Here is a 20,509-nt window from a genome sequence, read left to right on the forward strand (position 1 = left end):
AGCGCGGCCCAGGCCACGCGGTGCGTCGCCGTCCTGGAGTCCTCGACCGCCCGTGCCGTGGAGCGCGGCCGGCTCACCGGGGAGCAGCGCACGGAGCTGCTGGCCCGCGTGACCACCTCCACCGACCTCGCGGCGGCGGCCGGCGCCGACCTGGTGATCGAGGTGGCGCCGGAGTCGTACGAGGTCAAGCAGCAGATCTTCCGCGAACTCGACGCCGTGGTGCGGCCGGAGACGATCCTGGCGACGGGTACCAACGCCCTGTCGGTCACCCGTCTCGCCGCCGACTCGGCCCGCCCCGAGCGCGTGCTGGGCCTGCACTTCTTCAACCCCGCCCCGGCGATGAAGCTGGTGGAGATCGTCTCCTCGGTGCTGACCTCGCCGGCGGCCGTCACCGCGGTCACCGGGCTGGCCCTGGACCTCGGCAAGGAACCGGTCGCGGTCGGCGACCGGCCCGGATTCGTCGCCGACGGGCTGCTGTTCGGCTACCTCAACCAGGCCGCCTCGATGTACGAGTCGAACTACGCCTCCCGCGAGGACATCGACGCCGCGATGCGGCTGGGCTGCGGTCTGCCGATGGGCCCGCTGGCGCTGCTCGACCTGATCGGCGTCGACACCGCGCGGACGGTCCTGGAAGCCATGTACGCGGAGTCCCACGACCGGCTGCACGCGCCGGCCCCGATCCTGAAGCAGCTGAGCGAGGCGGGTCTGACGGGCCGCAAGGCGGGGCGCGGCTTCTACACGTACGAGGAGCCGGGCAGCGCCGCTGTCGTGCGGGACGCGCTGACCCCGTCGGAGAGCGGCCGGCTCGCCGAGGGCCGGCCGGTCCGTTCGGTGGGCGTGGCGGGCTCGGGCACCATGGCCTCGGGCATCGCCGAGGTGTTCGCCAAGGCCGGCTACCACGTGGTCCTCGCCGCCCGCACCGAGCAGAAGGCACAGGGTGCCAAGGCCCGGATCGGCACGTCCCTGGCGCGTTCCGTCGACAAGGGGCGGATGACCGCCGAGGCCGCCGCCCAGGCCCTGGAGCGGGTCCGGCCGACGGGCTCCTACGACGACTTCGCCGACGTGGACCTGGCGGTCGAGGCGGTCGCCGAGGACCTGGAGGTCAAGCGGCAGCTGTTCGGGACGCTGGACAAGGTCTGCAAGCCGGGCGCGGTGCTCGCCACCACCACGTCCTCGCTGCCCGTGATCGCCTGTGCCCGCGCCACCTCGCGCCCGCAGGACGTGATCGGCATGCACTTCTTCAACCCGGCGCCGGCCATGAAGCTGGTCGAGGTGGTCCGTACGGTGCTGACCGGGGACGACGTCCACGCGACGGTGCGCGAGGTCTGCCGGACGATCCGCAAGCACCCCGTGGACTGCGGTGACCGGGCCGGTTTCATCGTCAACGCGCTGCTGTTCCCGTACCTCAACAACGCGGTCAAGATGGTGCAGGACCACTACGCCGACATCGACGACATCGACGCCGCGATGAAGCTGGGCGGCGGCTACCCGATGGGCCCGTTCGAGCTGCTGGACGTCGTCGGGCTGGACGTCTCGCTCGCGATCGAGAAGGTCCTGCACCGCGAGTTCCGCGACCCGGGGCTCGCCCCGGCGCCGCTGCTGGAGCACCTGGTGGCCGCGGGCTGCCTCGGCCGCAAGACCGGCCGTGGCTTCCGCGAATATGCCAAGCGCTGAGCCGCCGCATCGCCTGGGCGACTGGTACCGCGGCGACGGCCAGTGGGGCGGGCTGCTGGAACCCGGCCGGTTCCCGCCGCCCGCCGGCCGCAGCACTCCCCCGCCCCCCGAGGGCGGGGGAGTTCCCGGTCCGGCGCGGCGAACTGCGCGGATGCAGTACGTTCGGGGCATGTCCCAGCCCGCCAAGTCCTCCCGTACACCCGCCACGGCCGAGCCGCCCGAACGCGCCGCAGGCAGTCGTGCCGCCGCCCAGCGGCTGAAGATGCGCCGGGAACTGGCGGCCGCCGCGATGGAGCTGTTCGCGACCAAGGGGTACGAGGCCACCACCGTCGACGAGATCGCGGCCGCGGCCGGGGTCGCCCGCCGCACCTTCTTCCGGCACTTCCGGTCCAAGGAAGAGGCGATCTTCCCCGATCACGACGACACGCTGGTGCGCGCCGAGGCGGTGCTCAACGCGGCGCCGGCGCACGAGCATCCGCTCGACACGGTGTGCCGCGGCATCAAGGAGGTCATGCGGATGTACGCGGCGCGGCCGGAGATCTCGGTCGCCCGCTACCGGCTGACCCGCGAGGTGCCCACCCTGCGTGAGGCGGAGATCGCGTCGGTGGCCCGCTACGAGCGTCTCTTCACCCGTTACCTGCTCGGCCACTTCGACGAGCACGCGCACGACGAGGACGCGGGTGACGACCCGCTGCTGGCGGAGGTCGCCGCGTCCGCCGTGGTCACCGCGCACAACCACGTGCTGCGGCGCTGGCTCAGGGCGGACGGCCGGGGCGATGTGGAGGCGGAGCTCGATCACGCCTTCTCGATCGTCCGCAAGACCTTCGGGAACGGGATCATGGCGGGCCGCCGCACGGTGCCGCCGAGACCGCCGGCCGCCTCGGTGTCCGCCCAGGGCGAGGTGCTGGTGACGGTCGCCCGCACCGACGCCCCGCTGGACGAGGTGATGCGGACCATCGAGCGGGCTCTGAAGGACCACTGAGGAGCGCCGCAGGAACGCCGCAGGAGCGCCGAGAAAGCACTGAAGAAGCGCTGAGGAGGCGCTGAGCACGGGCCTCACCGCTATGGCAAAACGGCCACCCCACGGGGTGGCCGTTTTGCCATGTCAGGACCCCTTTTCACGCCCTCTTCGGGAGCCATTCGATCGATCATCGCTCATTTGTTACGTAAAGATTTCATCTGAGATCGATTCATGGCACCCAGTGCCTTGCGCGCTGTCACGGCGTGCCATACGTTGAAGGAGTCCGGGCGGCCGGCGCGCAGAGACCCTTCGTGCGCCGGCTGTCCCAGCAAGCCGGAAGGCCTGCCCGCCCGGACGCCTGCGTCACAGGCACCCTCCCGCGCCACCAAGCGCTGCCGAAGCACCACCGCCGAACCGACGGCATCCCCCTCGAACCCTCAGCAGCACCGACGTAACCCTCAGCGTCCCTCCCTCAGGGCGCTGCTCATCGCCGGAGGCAACACCGTGACCGTCAAGGACATCCTGGCCGCGATCCAGTCGCCCGACTCCACGTCGGAGGACTTCGCCGCCCTCCCGCTGCCCGAGTCGTACCGCGCGATCACCGTGCACAAGGACGAGACGGAGATGTTCTCCGGGCTCGCCACCCGCGACAAGGACCCCCGCAAGTCGATCCACCTCGACGACGTGCCCGTGCCCGAACTCGGGCCGGGTGAGGCCCTGGTGGCCGTGATGGCCTCCTCGGTCAACTACAACTCGGTGTGGACGTCGATCTTCGAGCCGATGTCGACCTTCGGCTTCCTGGAGCGCTACGGCAGGCTCAGCGAGCTGACCAAGCGCCACGACCTGCCGTACCACATCATCGGCTCGGACCTCGCGGGCGTCGTGCTGCGCACCGGCCCCGGCGTCAACGCCTGGCACCCCGGCGACGAGGTCGTCGCCCACTGCCTCTCCGTCGAGCTGGAGTCCAGCGACGGCCACAACGACACGATGCTCGACCCGGAGCAGCGGATCTGGGGCTTCGAGACCAACTTCGGCGGCTTGGCGGAGATCGCCCTGGTGAAGTCCAACCAGCTGATGCCGAAGCCGGACCACCTGAGCTGGGAGGAGGCCGCCGCCCCCGGCCTGGTCAACTCCACCGCCTACCGGCAGCTGGTCTCCCGCAACGGCGCCGGCATGAAGCAGGGCGACAACGTGCTCATCTGGGGCGCCAGCGGCGGACTCGGCTCCTACGCCACCCAGTTCGCGCTGGCCGGCGGCGCCAACCCGATCTGCGTCGTCTCCAGCGAGCAGAAGGCCGACATCTGCCGGGCGATGGGCGCCGAGGCGATCATCGACCGCACCGCCGAGGGCTACAGGTTCTGGAAGGACGAGCACACCCAGGACCCGCGCGAGTGGAAGCGTTTCGGCAAGCGCATCCGCGAACTCACCGGCGGCGAGGACGTCGACATCGTCTTCGAGCACCCCGGCCGCGAGACCTTCGGGGCTTCCGTGTACGTCACCCGCAAGGGCGGCACCATCGTCACCTGCGCCTCGACCTCGGGCTACTACCACGAGTACGACAACCGGTACCTGTGGATGTCCCTGAAGAAGATCGTCGGCTCCCACTTCGCCAACTACCGCGAGGCCTGGGAGGCCAACCGCCTCGTCGCCAAGGGCAAGATCCACCCCACGCTGTCGCGGGTCTACTCCCTCGAGGACACCGGCCAGGCCGCCTACGACGTGCACCGCAACCTCCACCAGGGCAAGGTCGGCGTGCTGTGCCTGGCCCCCGAGGAGGGCCTGGGGGTCCGCGACCACGAGAAGCGCGCACAGCACGTGGACGCCATCAACCGCTTCCGGAACATCTGAGGGCCGTTGAATGACAGAGCGTCAGAAAGACCGTCCGTGGCTCATGCGGACCTACGCCGGTCACTCCACGGCCGAGGCGTCGAACGAGCTGTACCGGCGCAACCTCGCCAAGGGCCAGACCGGTCTGTCGGTGGCGTTCGACCTGCCGACGCAGACCGGCTACGACCCCGACCACGTCCTCGCCCGCGGTGAGGTCGGCCGGGTCGGGGTGCCGGTCTCGCACATCGGCGACATGCGCAGGCTGTTCCAGGACATCCCCCTGGAGCAGATGAACACCTCGATGACGATCAACGCCACCGCCATGTGGCTGCTGGCGCTCTACCAGGTGGTCGCCGAGGAGCAGGGCGCGGACGTCACCAAGCTCCAGGGGACGACCCAGAACGACATCGTCAAGGAGTACCTGTCCCGCGGCACCCACGTGTTCCCGCCGGGGCCGAGCCTGCGCCTGACGACGGACATGATCGCGTACACGGTCTCCCACCTGCCGAAGTGGAACCCGATCAACATCTGCAGCTACCACCTGCAGGAGGCGGGCGCCACGCCGGTCCAGGAGATCGCGTACGCGATGTCCACGGCGATCTCGGTGCTCGACGCCGTGCGCGACTCCGGGCAGGTGCCGCCGGAGCGCATGGGCGACGTCGTCGGCCGTATCTCGTTCTTCGTCAACGCGGGCGTCCGCTTCGTCGAGGAGATGTGCAAGATGCGCGCCTTCGGCCGCATCTGGGACCGCGTCACGCGCGAGCGGTACGGCATCGAGAACCCCAAGCACCGCCGCTTCCGCTACGGCGTCCAGGTCAACTCCCTCGGCCTGACCGAGGCACAGCCGGAGAACAACGTCCAGCGGATCGTGCTGGAGATGCTGGCCGTGACCCTCTCCAAGGACGCACGCGCGCGTGCCGTCCAGCTGCCGGCCTGGAACGAGGCCCTGGGCCTGCCCCGCCCCTGGGACCAGCAGTGGTCGCTGCGCATCCAGCAGGTGCTCGCCTACGAGAGCGACCTGCTGGAGTACGGGGACCTCTTCGAGGGCTCCAAGGTGGTCGAGGCCAAGGTGGAGGAGCTGGTCGAGGCGTCGCTGGCCGAGATGGGGCGGATCGAGGAGATGGGCGGCGCGATGGCCGCCGTCGAGTCCGGCTACCTCAAGTCCCAGCTGGTCTCCTCGCACGCCGCGCGCCGGGCCCGGATCGAGTCGGGCGAGGAGAAGATCATCGGTGTCAACGCCTTCGAGGGCACCGAGCCGAACCCGCTGACCGCCGATCTCGACACCGCGATCCAGACCGTCGACCCGGCCGTCGAGGCACGGGTGGTGGAGGCGCTGGGCCGCTGGCGCGACACGCGCTACCAGCCGCCGTTCAACCACCCGCGTCCCTGCAAGGCGCTGGAAGCGCTGAAGGAGGCCGCGAAGGGCGACGGCAACCTGATGGAGGCCACCCTGGAGTGCGCCCGCGCGGGGGCCACGACCGGCGAATGGGCCGGCGCCCTGCGCGAGGTGTTCGGCGAGTACCGCGCCCCGACCGGGGTGTCCTCGGCGCCGGTCGCCGTCCCCGCCGAGGAGGGATCGGCACTCGCCGGCGTCCGCCGCAAGGTGGAGGCGACGGCGCGTGACCTCGGCGTCGGCAAGCTGCGCTTCCTGGTCGGCAAGCCGGGCCTGGACGGGCACTCCAACGGCGCCGAGCAGATCGCCGTGCGGGCCCGGGACGCCGGGTTCGAGGTGGTCTACCAGGGCATCCGGCTCACGCCGGAGCAGATCGTGGACGCCGCCCTCGCGGAGGACGTCCACGCGGTGGGCCTGTCCATCCTCTCCGGCTCGCACGCCCAGCTGGTGCCGGACGTGCTGGAGCGGCTGCGCGAGGCCGGCGCGGCCGACATTCCGGTGATCGCCGGCGGGATCATCCCGAACGCCGACGCCGAGCAGCTCAGGGCCGCGGGAGTGGCCGCGGTCTTCACCCCGAAGGACTTCGACATCACCGGGATCATCGGCCGTATCGTCGACGAGATCCGCAACGCGAACAAGCTCGACCCCCTGGAGGTCCCCGTATGACCAGCCCCGCTCCCCAGGTCAACCGCCTTCGCCCCCGGCGCTCCTGCCTGGCGGTGCCCGGCTCGAACCCGCGCTTCCTGGAGAAGGCCCAGGGCCTCCCGGCCGACCAGGTCTTCCTCGACCTGGAGGACGCCTGCGCGCCGCTCGCCAAGCCCGAGGCACGGCACACCATCGTCAAGTTCCTCAACGAGGGCGACTGGACCGGCAAGACACGCGTGGTCCGGGTCAACGACTGGACGACCGAGTGGACGTACCGTGACGTCGTGACCGTCGTCGAGGGCGCCGGCCCGAACCTCGACTGCATCATGCTGCCGAAGGTCCAGGACGCCCAGCAGGTCGTCGCGCTCGACCTGCTGCTCACCCAGATCGAGAAGACCATGGGCTTCGAGGTCGGCCGCATCGGCATCGAGGCGCAGATCGAGAACGCCCAGGGGCTGAACAACGTCAACGAGATCGCGCAGGCCTCCCCGCGCGTCGAGACGATCATCTTCGGCCCGGCCGACTTCATGGCGTCGATCAACATGAAGTCGCTGGTCGTGGGCGAGCAGCCGCCCGGCTACCCGGCGGACGCCTACCACTACATCCTGATGAAGATCCTGATGGCCGCCCGCGCCAACAACCTCCAGGCGATCGACGGCCCCTACCTGCAGATCCGCAACGTCGACGGCTACCGCGAGGTCGCCCGGCGCGCCGCCGCCCTCGGCTTCGACGGCAAGTGGGTGCTCCACCCGGGCCAGGTCGAGGCGTCCAACGAGATCTTCTCGCCCTCCCAGGAGGACTACGACCACGCCGAGCTGATCCTGGACGCGTACGACTACTACACGTCCGAGGCGGGCGGCAAGAAGGGCTCCGCGATGCTCGGCGACGAGATGATCGACGAGGCCAGCCGCAAGATGGCCCTGGTCGTCTCCGGCAAGGGCCGGGCCGCCGGCATGCGGCGCACCAGCACGTTCGAGATCCCGGAGGCCTGAGCGCGATGCAGTTCGGACGCACCTACGAGGAGTTCGAGGTCGGCGCGGTCTACAAGCACTGGCCCGGGAAGACGGTCACGGAGTACGACGACCACCTCTTCTGTCTCCTCACCATGAACCACCACCCCCTCCACATGGACACCAACTATGCGGAGAAGACGACGGACTTCGGCAAGAACGTCGTCGTGGGCAACTACATCTACTCGCTGCTGCTCGGCATGTCGGTGCCGGACGTCTCCGGGAAGGCGATCGCCAACCTGGAGATCGAGTCGCTGCGGCACGTGACGCCGACCTTCCACGGCGACACGGTCTACGGCGAGACGACCGTGCTCGACAAGCGGCCGTCGAAGTCGAAGAACGACCGCGGCATCGTCCACGTCGAGACCAGGGGCTACAAGCAGGACGGCACCCTGGTGTGCGTGTTCCGCCGCAAGGTGATGGTGCCGACCGAGACGTACATCAAGGAGCGCGGCGGCGAGCAGCCCGGCCGCCCGGAGCCGCTGGACATGTCGAAGCGGGAGCAGGAGAAGTAGAAGATGAGCCGTCTTGCCCAGACCCACGGCCTCACGGACGTCCAGCGGGAGATCCTCTCCACCGTCCGGGACTTCGTGGACAAGGAGATCATCCCGGTCGCGACCGGGCTGGAGCACCGCGACGAGTACCCGCAGCAGATCGTCGACGGCCTGAAGGAACTCGGCCTGTTCGGTCTGATGATCCCCGAGGAGTACGGGGGGCTGGGCGAGTCGCTGCTCACGTACGCCCTGTGCGTGGAGGAGATCGCGCGCGGCTGGATGTCGGTGTCCGGCATCATCAACACGCACTTCATCGTGGCGTACATGCTCAAGCAGCACGGCACGCAGGAGCAGAAGGACCACTTCCTGCCGCGCATGGCGGCCGGCGACATCCGGGGCGCGTTCTCCATGTCGGAGCCGGCGCTGGGTTCCGACGTGTCGGCGATCTCGTCGAAGGCGGTGAAGGACGGCGACACGTACGTCCTGAACGGCCAGAAGATGTGGCTGACGAACGGCGGTACGTCGTCCCTGGTGGCCGTTCTGGTCAGGAGTGACGAAGGACACCCCGAGGGCACGGCGCCGCACAAGTCGATGACGACCTTCCTGGTGGAGAAGGAGCCCGGATTCGGCGAGGTGCGGCCCGGGCTGACCATCCCGGGCAAGATCGACAAGATGGGCTACAAGGGCGTCGACACCACCGAGCTCCTCATGGACGGACTGCGCATTCCGGCGGACCGCGTGCTCGGCGGGGTCACCGGCCGCGGTTTTTACCAAATGATGGACGGCGTCGAGGTCGGCCGCGTCAATGTGGCGGCGCGGGGCTGCGGTGTCGCCCAGCGCGCCTTCGAGCTCGGGGTCCGGTACGCCCAGCAGCGGCACACGTTCGGCAAGCAGATCGCCCAGCACCAGGCCATTCAGTTCAAGCTCGCGGAGATGGCTACCAAGGTGGAGGCCGCGCATGCGATGATGGTGAACGCCGCACGCAAAAAGGACTCCGGAGAACGAAACGACCTGGAGGCGGGGATGGCCAAGTACCTCGCGTCCGAGTACTGCAAGGAGGTCGTCGAGGACGCCTTCCGGATCCACGGCGGCTACGGCTTCTCCAAGGAGTACGAGATCGAGCGCCTCTACCGCGAGGCGCCCATGCTGCTGATCGGCGAGGGCACCGCAGAGATCCAGAAGATGATCATCGGCCGCAGACTGCTCGAAGAGTATCGATTCCAGGGCTGAATGTCAGGATACGGGGTGTTTTCTGGGAATAGAGGATCACACCCCGTCAGCACTCTCCGGTCACCGACTCGACTGCCTGGCTTACCCAGTTGTCGGCCGGAGCCGCTACGATCGCCGGAAAGCCGCCGTCCCCTGTCCATGCGCGGCACTATCCGCTACGAAGGTCATCCATGCCCCACAGCAACACCTCTGCATCTCGCGACAGCCTCGCCGGCGTGCGCCTCGCGCGCGGAGCATCGCCGTGGCTCCTGCCGACCGTCGCCACCGCAGCCGTCAGCCTGGTCCGCGCCCGCCGCTCGGGTGCCGCCAAGGCCGTAGCCGTCCCCGCCACCGCTCTCGCGGCGGGGATGCTGTGGTTCTTCCGCGACCCCGAGCGCGAGATCACCCGGGGCCGGGTCATCTCGCCCGCCGACGGTGTGGTGCAGAGCATCATGCCGTGGAAGGACGGTCGGACCCGTGTCGCGATCTTCATGAGCCCGCTCAACGTTCACGTCAACCGCGCCCCGCTGGCCGGCACGGTGACGTCGGTCGAGCACATTCCCGGTGGATTCGTTCCCGCCTTCAACAAGGAGAGCGAGAACAACGAGCGCGTCGTCTGGCACTTCGACACCGAGCTCGGTGACATCGAGATGATCCAGATCGCCGGGGCGGTGGCCCGCCGCATCGTCCCCTACCTGCCCGAGGGCACCAAGGTCGAGCAGGGCGAGCGGATCGGTCTCATCCGGTTCGGCTCGCGTGTCGACCTCTACCTGCCCGAGGGTGTGGAGATCGACGTCGAGGTGGGCCAGAAGACCGTGGCTGGGGTGACTCGCATTGACCGTGATTGATCCGGAGAAGGCGCAGATCGGCTGGGTGCCCGACGCCGACGAGGCGGACGACGAGGAGGAGATGCCCCTCTCACTCCGCCTGTCGATAGCGGACACCCTCACCCTCGGCAACGCCACCTGTGGCTTCATGGCGGTGTACTTCACCACCACCGGCATCCTGATCCCGCACCTCACGGGCAGCCAGGAGAGCGGGATGGCCCGCCACAGCGCGGCCACCGCCGTGATCCTCATGCTGTGCGCGGCGGTCTTCGACCTCTTCGACGGCCTGGTGGCCCGCAAGCTGCGCTCCTCCCCCATGGGCGCGGAGCTCGACAACCTCTCGGACCTGATCAGCTTCGGTCTGGCCCCGGCGTACTTCGTCCTCGTGTACGGCATGGTCGCGGACGACGCGCACCAGAGGGTGGCCGCGGTCGGGGCGATCGTGGTGTTGCTGGCGGTGGTGCTGAGACTTGCGCGGTTCTCCTGCGTCACCGTCAAGGACGGCACCTTCCAGGGCATGCCGTCGCCGTTCGGGGCGCTGACCATCGTCTCGATCGTGCTGCTGGAGCTGCCGTTCGTGGCGACGGTTCTGGCGATCCTGGGCACGGCCTGGCTGATGGTGAGCCGGGTCGAGTACCCGAAGCCGCGGGGCCCCCTCGCGGTGGCGATGCTCTCCTGGATCGTGCTGGCCATGGGCCTGCTGGCGGCCTGGGCCTTCGACGCCCCGAGCGGCCAGCTGCTCCTGCAGACCGGCTGCGCGCTGCAGCTGGTGATGGGCGCGGTGATCCCGCTGTTCGCCACGGCTCGCCGGGTGAACAACTTCCGCGGCAACCGTCGCGAGGCACGGGCGGCGCAGCCGTAACGCTTGTCGCTTCGGGCCCCGGACCCTGCAGGGTCCGGGGCCCTTTGCTTTGCGGGCATCTGGTATCTGGTGGTGGGTGCGGCCCGCCGGGGGCTTCGCCCCTGCGTCCCGGCCCGTGTCCGCCCACCATCCGGCCCGGTGAGCCGGAAGAGCAGCCCTCGCCCGGTCCTTCTCACCGACCGGGCCGGACGGGCCGGGGGCCCGGGGGCGGAGCCACCGGTATGCGCGGCCGGGCCGCCTCAGCTCAGGAAGTCCCGTGCGATCCGCTCCGCGGTGCGTTCCAGGAGCGGGCCCGCCTCCGCGATGCACGTCGCCACGTCCGGCTCGAGGTCGGTCAGCGCGTACGCCCGCCGGATCCCCGCCCGCCCCAGCGCCTCCGGAGGCAGTGCGAGCCGCCCGCACACCGCGACGACCTCCTTGCCGGCGGCGCGGGCCGCGGCGGCCACCCCCGCCGGGGCCTTGCCGTGCAGGGTCTGCTCGTCCAGTGAGCCCTCACCCGTGATCACGAGGTCGGCCCGCTCCAGCGCGGGTGCGAAGCCGAGGACGTCCAGCATGACCTCGATACCGGGCCGGAACCGGGCCCCGAGGAGCAGTGCGCCGTATCCGATGCCGCCGGCCGCGCCCGCACCGGGCGAGGCGGCGAACTCGGTGGCCCCGGCCCCGGCCGGCTCCTCCAGCACCTTCACGAAGTGCGCGAGTGCCGCGTCCAGCCGCCGCACGTCCTCCGGGGAAGCGCCCTTCTGCGGGCCGTAGACCGCGGGGGCGCCCTTCGGGCCGGTCAGCGGGTTGTCGACATCGCTGGCGAGCACGAACGCGACCTCGCCGAGGCGCGGGTCCAGGCCCGACAGATCCGCCGAGGCCAGCTCGGCGAGACCGGCGCCGCCCGGCGCCACCGGCTCGCCGTCGGCCTTCAGGAAGCGGGCGCCCAGCGCGGCCAGCATGCCGGCGCCGCCGTCCGTGGTGGCACTGCCGCCGACGCCGAACACGAGGGTCCGCGCGCCCGCGTCCAGCGCGGCGGTCAGCAACTCGCCGGATCCGTACGTGGACGCCGTCAGCGGCGCGAGTACGCCGCCCGGCAGCCGCTGGAGGCCGCTGGCCTCCGCCATCTCCACCACGGCGGTGTCGCCGCGCAGCGCGAACACCGCGGTGACCCCGTCACCGAGGGGGCCGGTGACCCGTACCTCCCGCCGGTCGAACCCGGCCGCGACCGCCGCGGCCACCGTGCCGTCGCCGCCGTCGGCCACGGGAAGCGCCTCGACCTCGAGACCGGGCACCGCCCGCCGCAGCCCGGCGGTCACCCGCTCGGCGACCTCCACGGCCGTCAGCGATCCCTTGAACTTGTCCGCGGCGACGAGTACCCGCCGCGCCGGCGCCTCCGACCGTGCTGACCGTGCTGACCGTGCTGACCGAGTACCGCTCACTGCAGCGTCCGCCACTTCCGCCATCCCTTACTCTCCGGGCCCGTGCGTATGCCGGGTCAGTCGCGCCCCCGCCGACCCTAGCCCTCGCTTCCCCGGACCGTCATGTCCCTGCCCAGCCCGGGGAACGGCGTCGGGCGTGCGGAGGCCGGGAGGGAGGTCGGGCGCGGGCGGGGCCGGTCGCACCGGGTGTGAGCCGGGCTCCGGCGGGGCCTCCGTGCCCCCGGCGCGTGCGCCGTCCGGTGCCGGCCGCGGGACCGGCGTGTGCTGCCGTGCGCCCTGGCCGGCCGGGCTTCTCGGCCGCGGTGCGGCCGTACGCCGCCACTACCCTTCCCGCATGACCACCACCCAGGACGTTCAGGATTACGCCACCTATATCGCCTCGCTCCCCCGTGTCCTCGCCGGCGCCGCCGCCCTCTTCCGGGACGGCGAGGGCCGCGTGCTGCTCGTCGAGCCGAACTACCGTGAGGGGTGGGCGCTGCCCGGCGGCACGATCGAGTCGGACGACGGGGAGACCCCCCGTCAGGGGGCACGGCGCGAGACGGCCGAGGAGATCGGGCTGGACCGTGAGCTCGGACGGCTGCTGGTCGTGGACTGGGTGCGCGGGGCCGGACGGCCGCCGGTGGTGGCGTACCTGTACGACGGCGGAGTGCTCGGCGCGGACGATCTCGCGGCGATCCGCCTGCAGGAGGAAGAACTGCTGTCCTGGCGGCTCGTGCCGCGCGCGGATCTGGCCGGACATCTCCCTGGTTCCCTCGGGCGCCGCGTGCTGACCGCGCTGGACGTCCTCGCCGACGGCTCGGGCACCGCGGAGCTGGAGGAGGGACGTCGGGCGAACTGATCATGATTCAACGATGTCCGGAAGGCAGGACGGCGCCCCGATGAACACGGTGCGAAAGCATGTCACCGCCCTCCGTGACGGATCACACAGCGCATAAATGTAGGCACCACCGGTTGATGTGTGAATAATTCAGCCACGTGGCTCGATTTCGATGCCTCTCTCCTCTGCCGCATGTGTTCGCCCTCCTGTGGCGAACACGGTCCGCGAAAGGCATGTGATCGTGACCGCCACACTGACCGATTTCCACTACGGAGCGGTGACTCCCGTCATCTCCTACCTGATGGCGTGCCTGGGGTCGGCGCTGGGCCTGCGCTGCACCGTGCGGTCCATGCGCCGCGGGGCGCAGCAGAGCCGGAGAATCGGCTGGCTCAGCCTGGGAGCCGTGTCCCTCGGCTGCGGCATCTGGACGATGCACTTCGTCGCGATGATCGGCTTCAGCGTCAACGGCGCGGTCGTCGACTACGACACCCGGCTGACCCTGCTGAGTCTGGCCGTCGCGATCGCCGTCGTCGCCATCGGTGTGTTCCTGGTCGGCTACCGCGGCGCCCGCCCGGCCGTCCTGGGCACGGCCGGTCTCATCACGGGACTGGGCGTCGCGGCCATGCACTACATCGGCATGGCCGCCATGGACGCCGGCGGCACCATCCGCTACGACACGGTGACCGTGGCGCTGTCCGTCCTGATCGCCGTGGTCGCGGCCACGGCGGCGCTGTGGGCGGCGGTCTCCGTCCGAGGGCTCTGGGCGAGCCTGGGGGCGAGCCTCGTGATGGGTGTCGCGGTGACCGGCATGCACTACACGGGCATGGCCGCCGTGAGCGTGCACCTCGAGCACGCCGGCACGTCCTCGCAGTCCTCGGTCGGCCTGATGTCCTTCCTCCTGGCCATGCTCGCCGGCCCGGTGGCGGTCCTCGTCCTGGCCGCGGTGGTCGTCATGTTCGATCCCGAGATGGTGCTCGGGAACGACGAACAGTTCCGTGCGGTGCGGCCCGCGACGGGCGGCTTCACCCCCGGGCAGTCCCCCTCGCCCGTGTCGCACCGGTACGAGGGCCCCTGACGGAGCCGGAGGGCGGCGGCTGCCGGAACAGGGCCGGCCGGCCCCGCTCGAAGTCCAGCAGTCGCTGCTTGCGGTCCAGGCCTCCCCCGTATCCGGTGAGGCCGCCGCTCGCGCCGATGACCCGGTGGCAGGGGATCACGATGCCGATCGGGTTGCGGCCGTTGGCCAGTCCGACGGCCCTGGACGCCTTCGGATTGCCGAGGGCCCCGGCGAGTTCGCCGTACGTGCGGGTCTCGCCGTAGGGGATGTCCGTCAGCAGATCCCAGACGCGGCGCTGGAACGGGGTGCCGTGCGGACGCAGTTCCAGAGTGAACTCCTTCAGTCCGCCCGCGAAGTAGGCCTCCAGTTGTTCCCCGGCGTCGGCGAAGGCCCTCGCGGCGGGAGCGGCGGCGCGGCCCGGATCGACGCGGTCGCCGAAGGTCTCCTCCGGCGGGCGGTGACGCTGGTCGGTCATGTAGAGGCCGCACAGGACGCCGTCGTCGTCGGCGACGAGCGTCAGCGGGCCGTACGGGCTGTCGATCACGGTGTGCCGCTTCATCGGTTTCATCTGGTTCATCGGTTTCATCTGCTTGATCCGCTTCGTCGGTGCTCGCACGTCCTCATGCCGGCAGGACGTTGATCGGGTGGCTGTCCGTCGCCCACAGGTACTGCACCGCGTACGCCCGCCAGGGCCGCCAGGCCGCCGCGCGTGCGGTGAGCGCGGCGGGGGTGGAGGGCAGGCCGAGTTCCCGGGCGGCCCGGCGGATGCCGAGGTCGGTGGGGAGGAAGGCGTCGGGGTCGCCGAGGGCGCGCATGGCGATGACGTCGGCGGTCCAGGGGCCGAAGCCCGGGAGGGCGAGGAGCTTCGCGCGAGCCTCGGGCCAGTCGCTCTCCACGCCCAGGCGCAGGCCGCCGTCCACGAGTGCGCGCACCAGGGTGGTGAGGGTGGCTCGGCGGGCGCGGGGCAGGGCCAGGGTCTCGGGGTCCAGGTCCGCGAGCGCCCCGGGCGACGGGAAGAGGTGGGTGAGTCCGCCCTCCGGGTCCGGGTCGTCCACCGGTTCGCCGTACGCGGTGGCCAGGCGGGCCGCGTGGGTGCGGGCGGCCGCGGTGGAGACCTGCTGCCCGAGCACGGCCCGGACGGCGAACTCCGCCTCGTCGACCGTGCGCGGGACCCGGCGTCCGGGCGCCTTGTCCACCAGGGGCGCGAGCACCGGGTCGGTGCGCAGCCGGTCGTCGACGGCCACCGGGTCGGCGTCCAGGTCGAGCAGGCGGCGGCAGCGGCTGATGGCGACGGTGAGGTCCCGCGGGTCGGTGAGGGTGAGGCGGCAGGCGATGTGGTCGGGCCGCGGGGCCAGGGCCACGAAGCCGTGCCCGTGCGGCAGCCGCAGGGTGCGCCGGTAGGCACCGTCCCGCCACTCCTCCACACCGGGTACGGCGGTGGCGGCGAGGTGGCCGAAGAGGTTGTCGGGAGTGAGCGGGGCCCGGAACGGCAGGCGCAGCGACAGTGCGGCCGGGGTACCGGTGGAGGCGGGGGTACCGGTGGTTCCGGCGGGACCCGGAGTGCCCGCCGGACCGGGGGCCCGTTTCGGCGCGCGGGCGCGCAGGTCGCTCGGGGCCAGGGCGAAGACCTCGCGCACGGTGTCGTTGAAGGTGCGGACGGAGGAGAAGCCGGCGGCGAAGGCGATCTCCGTCATCGGCAGGGTGGTCGTCTCGATGAGCAGCCGCGCGGTCTGCGCGCGCTGGGCCCGTGCGAGGGCGAGGGGCCCCGCGCCCAGCTCGGCGAGCAGCTGGCGTTCCACCTGCCGGGTGCTGTAGCCGAGCCGGGCGGCGAGGCCGGGCACCCCCTCCCGGTCCACGGTCCCGTCGGCGATCAGCCGCATGGCGCGGGCCACGGCGTCGGCCCGCTGGTTCCACTCCGGTGAGCCGGGGCTGGTGTCGGGGCGGCACCGCTTGCAGGCCCGGAACCCCGCCTGCTGACAGGCCGCCGCGCTCGGATGGAAGACCATGTTCTCGGGCTTGGGCGGTACCACCGGGCAGCTGGGCCGGCAGTAGATGCCGGTGGTGAGGACGGCGGTGAAGAACCAGCCGTCGAACCGCGCGTCCTTGGACCGGACGGCACGCACGCAGCGTTCGGTGTCGGTGTGCATCCCCTTCTGCATGGGTCCAGCATCGGGGACGGGACGGGCCCGGTCTCGCGGAAATCCGACATGATCCTCGGTCGGCCTGCACCGCCCCGGTTCGCCGAGCCGACCCGTACGACCGTGGGCACGGCACGGTCGCAGGTTCGTCGTGTACGACGGCCGCGCCGGCCCGGGGCCCGACGCGGCCGAGTGACCGCGCCGGCCCCGTGGCAGCTGCCGGGGCCGGCCCCGCGCCCCCTCTAGTCGGTGAACTCCTCCGCTGTCGGACGCCGGGACAGCGCCGTCGCCTCGTCCACGTCGGTCAGCGGGCGCAGCCGGTAGGTGTACGCGTAGTCGCGGTTCGCCAAGAGCTTGTACTCGTCGTGGGTGTGGGCGCCCCAGCTGTTGTCTCCGCCGACACCCATCTGCCGGTGGTTCAGCCGCAGCACGACGGCGTCGCGCGGGGTGAGCTGGTAGTCGTGCCGCACCCCGGCCGACAGGTCCTCCGGGGTGAAGTGCGAGGCGTTGACCTCGAGCAGCGGTTCGCCGCCGGCGAGCAGGCCGCGTCCGTCACGGCCGGTCAGCGCCACCCAGCGCACCTCGGTCCTGTTGCCGTTCTCCTGCGGGCGCAGATAGGGCGTCCACTGGCCGGCGACGGTGCCGGAGTACAGCCCGACGTCGGTGCCGTCGGCACGGTCCCAGTGGTTCTCCTCCGGGCCGCGGCCGTAGTAGTCCAGGCGGTCCAGGCTCCGGGGCAGGAACAGCAGGGTGCCGACCTCCGGGATGTACGGCAGGTTCGGGGCGCCCGGGTGCAGGGTGTTGCCGACCTTGATCTCACCGTTGCCGAAGACGGTGTAGGTGGTCGTGTACGTGGACCCGGTCGCGGTGGGCAGGGTTCCGGTGACCAGGATCTCGACGGCCCGGTCCCGCAGGGCCCGCACCCGCACGTCCGTCACCTCACGCCGGGTACCGGCGTCGCGCCAGGTCTGGTTGCGGGTGTGCTGGCCGTTGCCCCGGTCGTTGTCGGTGGGCGCCCGCCAGAAGTTCGGCACGGGGCCGGAGTCGATCAGGCGTAGTCCACCGGCCTCGTAGGAGGTGATGACGCCGCTGCGTTTGTCGACGGTGACGGAGAAGTCCTTGCCCCGGACCGTGACGGCCTGGTCGCCGTCGTCGTGGCGCAGTGCCGGGACGCTTTCCAGCGGTACGGGGGTCACGGCCGGGCTGCCCGCGTCGACGGGGAGCTGCTGGGCGGCCACCTCGAATCCGGCGTCGGCCCATGCGGTGCGTTCCCGGGTGGTGAAGGACAGCTGCACGAAGTACTCGGTGCCGGGTGCCGGGTTCCGCGGCAGCCGCACGGGCAGGGTGATGTCCTTGGCGGACGAGGGTGGCACGTTCAACTGGCTGCGGGTGAGCCTGCCTCGCTGTACGGCCTTCCCGTCGGCCATGAGGGACCAACTACCTTTTAATTCACGGAGATTGGTGAACAGGTACTCGTTGGTGAGGGTGACGCGCCCCGAGGTGGGCACACCGCTGGAGCCGGACGCGGGCGTGACGTGGACGGCCTGGTGGATCCGCTTGACCTCGGCGGCCTTTCCGGTGTGGCGGCGGTCCGCGGTGACGATGCCGTCACCGGAGAAGGCGCCGTCGTTGGGGTTGTCGCCCCAGTCGCCGCCGTAGGCGAAGAAGTCCTTTCCCCGGGGCTGCAGTTCGGCGTGCTCGGCGTCGGCCGCGTCGAACCAGAACCGCACCCCTTCGTCACCTGGACGCCGGTCCTCCGAGGCCAGTTCGGGGGCACCGAGAGCACGCGCGTACACCCGGGCGCGCCGGATGGTGCCGCTGAACTCCCGGGTGGGGTTGTCGACATCGGTGGCGAGGGAGAGCGGCGCGGTGTTGACGTCGGGACCGCGGGAGGTGGTCCGGGTGGCCCGCACCACGCCGTCGGCGTACAGCGTGAGCGTGCCCGCTTCCGCGTCGTAGATTCCGGCGATGTGGTGCTCGCGCCCGGTCCAGTCGGCCGGGAGGCCCCAGTTGGCCGTGATCCACTGGCCGCCGCCGTGGACGAAGAACTCCAGGTTGCCGCCGCTCTGCTTGAGCGCGTACTGGGTGTCCCCCTTGACGATGATCGGCTGGTGATATCCCGTCACCTTGGGGACGATCCATGCCTCCAGGGTCAACGAGCCGGTGAGGTCGAGGCGTTCGTCGCGGGCGAAGACGGTTCCGCCGGAGATGCCGCGGGCGCGGGAGAACGTGCCGCTGGGGTTGACGATCTCGCCCCGCAGACGGGCGGGCCCCGACTCGGTGAGCCGGATGCGCGCCGGGGCGGGGTGGCGCAGCGCCTGGTCGGCGAAGTCCCAGATCCAGCCGCCCTGGAGCACGTCGTGCCGGCGGACGACGTCCCAGTACTTCTTGAAGTTGCCGTTAGAGTTCCCCATCCCGTGCGAATACTCGATCATCACGTACGGCCGGGTGTCGCCGGTGTCCTCGGCTCTCTCCTCGACACGGGCGGGGCTCTCGTACATCTTCGAGCGGATGTCGCTGATGCCGGGACGGTCGTCGCCCTCGTACTGGATGACGCGGGTGGCGTCGTAGGAGCGGATCCAGTCGTGCATGGCGTTGAAGGTGGTGCCGCCGCCGGCCTCGTTGCCGAGCGACCAGATGACCACCGAGGGATGGTTCTTGTCGCGGTGCACCATGTTCTGCGCCCGAGCCACGCACGCCTCGGTCCAGTCGGGGTGGCTGCCGGGGTACTCGCCGCGGATGCCGTGGGTCTCGAGGTTGGTCTCGCCCACGAGGTACAGGCCGTACTCGTCGGCGAGTTCGAGCCAGAGCGGGTTGTTGGGGTAGTGGGAGGTGCGGACGGTGTTCATGTTGAGCCGCTTGACGATCCCGATGTCCTTGACCATGTCCGCGCGGGTGAGGGACATGCCTCGGTCGGGGTGCATCTCGTGGCGGTTGGTGCCCCGGAACGAGACCGGCTTGCCGTTGATCCTCATCAGGCCGTCCGTGAGGGCGAACTCCCTCAGGCCGACCCGGTGCGAGAGGGTCTCGGTCACCCTGCCGGAGGGGTCCCGCAGCCGGAGCACCGCCGTGTAGAGGTACGGGTGTTCGGCCGACCAGAGCCGCGGGTCGGGCACGGCCCTGGACGCCTCCACGGTGACGTCCTGCCCTGCGGGTACGGAGCGGGTGTCGGCGGCCGACTGCAGGGGCCGGGGCCAGACGGCGTGGCCCCGGGCGTCGTAGAGCTGGGTCTCGACGGTGTACCGGCCCGCTCCCTTCCCGCCCGAGCAGTCCCGCACCTGGGCGGTGACCTTCAGTGCGGCGGTCGTGTGGGCGTCGGCCAGCGGGGTGTCCAGACGGAAGTCGCGCAGGTGGACGGCGGGAGTGGAGTAGAGGTGCACCGAGCGGAAGATGCCGCTCAGCCGGATCATGTCCTGGTCCTCCAGCCAGTCGCCGTCCGAATAGCGGTAGACCTCGACGGCGATCCGGTTGGTGCCGGGCTTCAGGTGCTCGGTGATGTCGTACTCGGCGGAGGTGTAGGAGTCCTCGTGGTAGCCCACGAGCGTGCCGTTGATCCACACGTAGTGGGCGGACTTGACCCCCTCGAAGTGCAGGAAGGTGCGCCGTCCCGTCCCCGTCCAGTCGCGGGGCACGGTGAAGGTGCGCCGGTACTGGCCGACGGGGTTGAAGCGGGTCGGGGCGGCCGGTGGCCGCGCCTCCTCGCCGAGGCCGTTGGCACCCCACCATGGGTAGGTGATGTTGACGTAGATCGGCGCGTCGTAGCCGTGCAGCTGCCAGCAGGAGGGGACGGGGATGCTGTCCCAGGAGCTGTCGTCGAGGTCGGGGCGGTGGAAGTCGGGGTCGCGGTCCTCGGGGCGGTCGGCGTGGGCGAACTTCCAGGTGCCGTCGAGGCTCAGCCGGTACGGCGAGCGGGTGCGGTCGGCGGCGAGGGCCTGTTCGAGGTCCGCGTACGGCATGAGCGTGGTGTGCGGAGGCTCGGTGCCGAGCCGGAAGACGGCGATGTCGCCGTTCCACTCCGGCCCGTTGTCCGCGGCGGGGCTGCCGTCCGGCGCGTCGTCGGCCGCGGTTCTCCGGCCGGCGGCGTGCGCGTCGGCGGGCGCCGTGGACAGGGCGAACGCGCCGAGGAGGGCGGCTCCCCCCTCCAGCAGGCGGCGGCGGCTGACGGGCGGCCGTGCGG

The 20,509-nt window shown here is 71.0% G+C and carries 15 protein-coding genes; 11 read left to right on the forward strand and 4 right to left on the reverse strand.

Going from position 1 to position 20,509, the window contains the following annotated elements:
• The 9 genes from AOK11_RS15920 to pssA all read left to right on the forward strand — a co-directional run.
• On the forward strand, positions 1–1,674 hold a 1,674-nt coding region (locus AOK11_RS15920), incomplete at its 5' end, for a 3-hydroxyacyl-CoA dehydrogenase family protein (protein ID WP_055594383.1).
• Positions 1,675–1,843: 169 nt separating this feature from the next.
• Positions 1,844–2,656 (forward strand): TetR family transcriptional regulator, encoded by an 813-nt coding sequence (locus tag AOK11_RS15925; RefSeq protein ID WP_055594393.1) that lies wholly within the window; start codon positions 1,844–1,846, stop codon positions 2,654–2,656.
• A gap of 483 nt (positions 2,657–3,139) precedes the next feature.
• Positions 3,140–4,483: a crotonyl-CoA carboxylase/reductase gene (ccrA, locus tag AOK11_RS15930; RefSeq protein WP_055594384.1), complete on the forward strand. Its 1,344-nt coding sequence runs from the start codon at positions 3,140–3,142 to the stop codon at positions 4,481–4,483.
• Between the two features lie 10 nt (positions 4,484–4,493).
• Positions 4,494–6,521 carry a protein meaA gene (locus AOK11_RS15935; RefSeq protein WP_055594385.1) on the forward strand — a complete coding sequence of 676 codons (2,028 nt, stop codon included), beginning with the start codon at positions 4,494–4,496 and terminating at the stop codon, positions 6,519–6,521.
• Positions 6,518–7,492, forward strand: a complete 975-nt coding sequence (locus AOK11_RS15940) for an HpcH/HpaI aldolase/citrate lyase family protein (protein ID WP_055594386.1) — start codon at positions 6,518–6,520, stop codon at positions 7,490–7,492. The genes AOK11_RS15935 and AOK11_RS15940 overlap by 4 nt, the downstream gene beginning before the upstream one ends.
• Before the next feature lie 5 nt (positions 7,493–7,497).
• Complete coding sequence (locus AOK11_RS15945; RefSeq protein ID WP_055594387.1) at positions 7,498–8,025, forward strand: MaoC family dehydratase; 528 nt, start codon at positions 7,498–7,500, stop codon at positions 8,023–8,025.
• Between the two features lie 3 nt (positions 8,026–8,028).
• The gene (locus AOK11_RS15950) at positions 8,029–9,234 is read left to right on the forward strand and encodes an acyl-CoA dehydrogenase family protein (RefSeq protein ID WP_055594388.1); all 1,206 of its coding nucleotides are present in this window, start codon (positions 8,029–8,031) and stop codon (positions 9,232–9,234) included.
• Between the two features lie 170 nt (positions 9,235–9,404).
• Positions 9,405–10,061 (forward strand): phosphatidylserine decarboxylase, encoded by a 657-nt coding sequence (locus tag AOK11_RS15955; RefSeq protein ID WP_055594389.1) that lies wholly within the window; start codon positions 9,405–9,407, stop codon positions 10,059–10,061.
• A 25-nt stretch (positions 10,062–10,086) separates the two neighbouring features.
• Positions 10,087–10,902, forward strand: coding sequence for a CDP-diacylglycerol--serine O-phosphatidyltransferase (gene pssA, locus AOK11_RS15960; protein WP_055594394.1), 816 nt, complete (start codon positions 10,087–10,089; stop codon positions 10,900–10,902).
• A 239-nt stretch (positions 10,903–11,141) separates the two neighbouring features.
• Here the strand turns inward: pssA and AOK11_RS15965 are convergent, their stop codons facing one another.
• Entirely contained in the window at positions 11,142–12,338 is a 1,197-nt protein-coding gene (locus AOK11_RS15965) for a glycerate kinase (protein ID WP_420902994.1), read from the reverse strand.
• Positions 12,339–12,657: 319 nt separating this feature from the next.
• On the opposite strand from AOK11_RS15965, the gene AOK11_RS15970 reads away from it, so the two are divergent.
• Complete coding sequence (locus AOK11_RS15970) at positions 12,658–13,161, forward strand: NUDIX domain-containing protein (protein WP_055594390.1); 504 nt, start codon at positions 12,658–12,660, stop codon at positions 13,159–13,161.
• 220 nt (positions 13,162–13,381) lie between these two features.
• Complete coding sequence (locus AOK11_RS15975; protein ID WP_055594396.1) at positions 13,382–14,215, forward strand: MHYT domain-containing protein; 834 nt, start codon at positions 13,382–13,384, stop codon at positions 14,213–14,215.
• Here AOK11_RS15975 and AOK11_RS15980 read toward each other — a convergent pair.
• From AOK11_RS15980 to AOK11_RS15990, 3 genes are all read right to left on the reverse strand, one after another.
• The gene (locus AOK11_RS15980; protein WP_079034879.1) at positions 14,163–14,753 is read right to left on the reverse strand and encodes a methylated-DNA--[protein]-cysteine S-methyltransferase; all 591 of its coding nucleotides are present in this window, start codon (positions 14,751–14,753) and stop codon (positions 14,163–14,165) included. The genes AOK11_RS15975 and AOK11_RS15980 overlap by 53 nt on opposite strands.
• Positions 14,754–14,814: 61 nt before the next feature.
• Positions 14,815–16,353, reverse strand: coding sequence for an AlkA N-terminal domain-containing protein (locus AOK11_RS15985; protein ID WP_055594391.1), 1,539 nt, complete (start codon positions 16,351–16,353; stop codon positions 14,815–14,817).
• 221 nt (positions 16,354–16,574) lie between these two features.
• On the reverse strand, positions 16,575–20,509 hold a 3,935-nt coding region (locus AOK11_RS15990; RefSeq protein WP_055594392.1), incomplete at its 5' end, for a glycoside hydrolase family 2 TIM barrel-domain containing protein.

Source organism: Streptomyces hirsutus (assembly GCF_001418415.1).
Taxonomy (GTDB): domain Bacteria; phylum Actinomycetota; class Actinomycetes; order Streptomycetales; family Streptomycetaceae; genus Streptomyces; species Streptomyces hirsutus.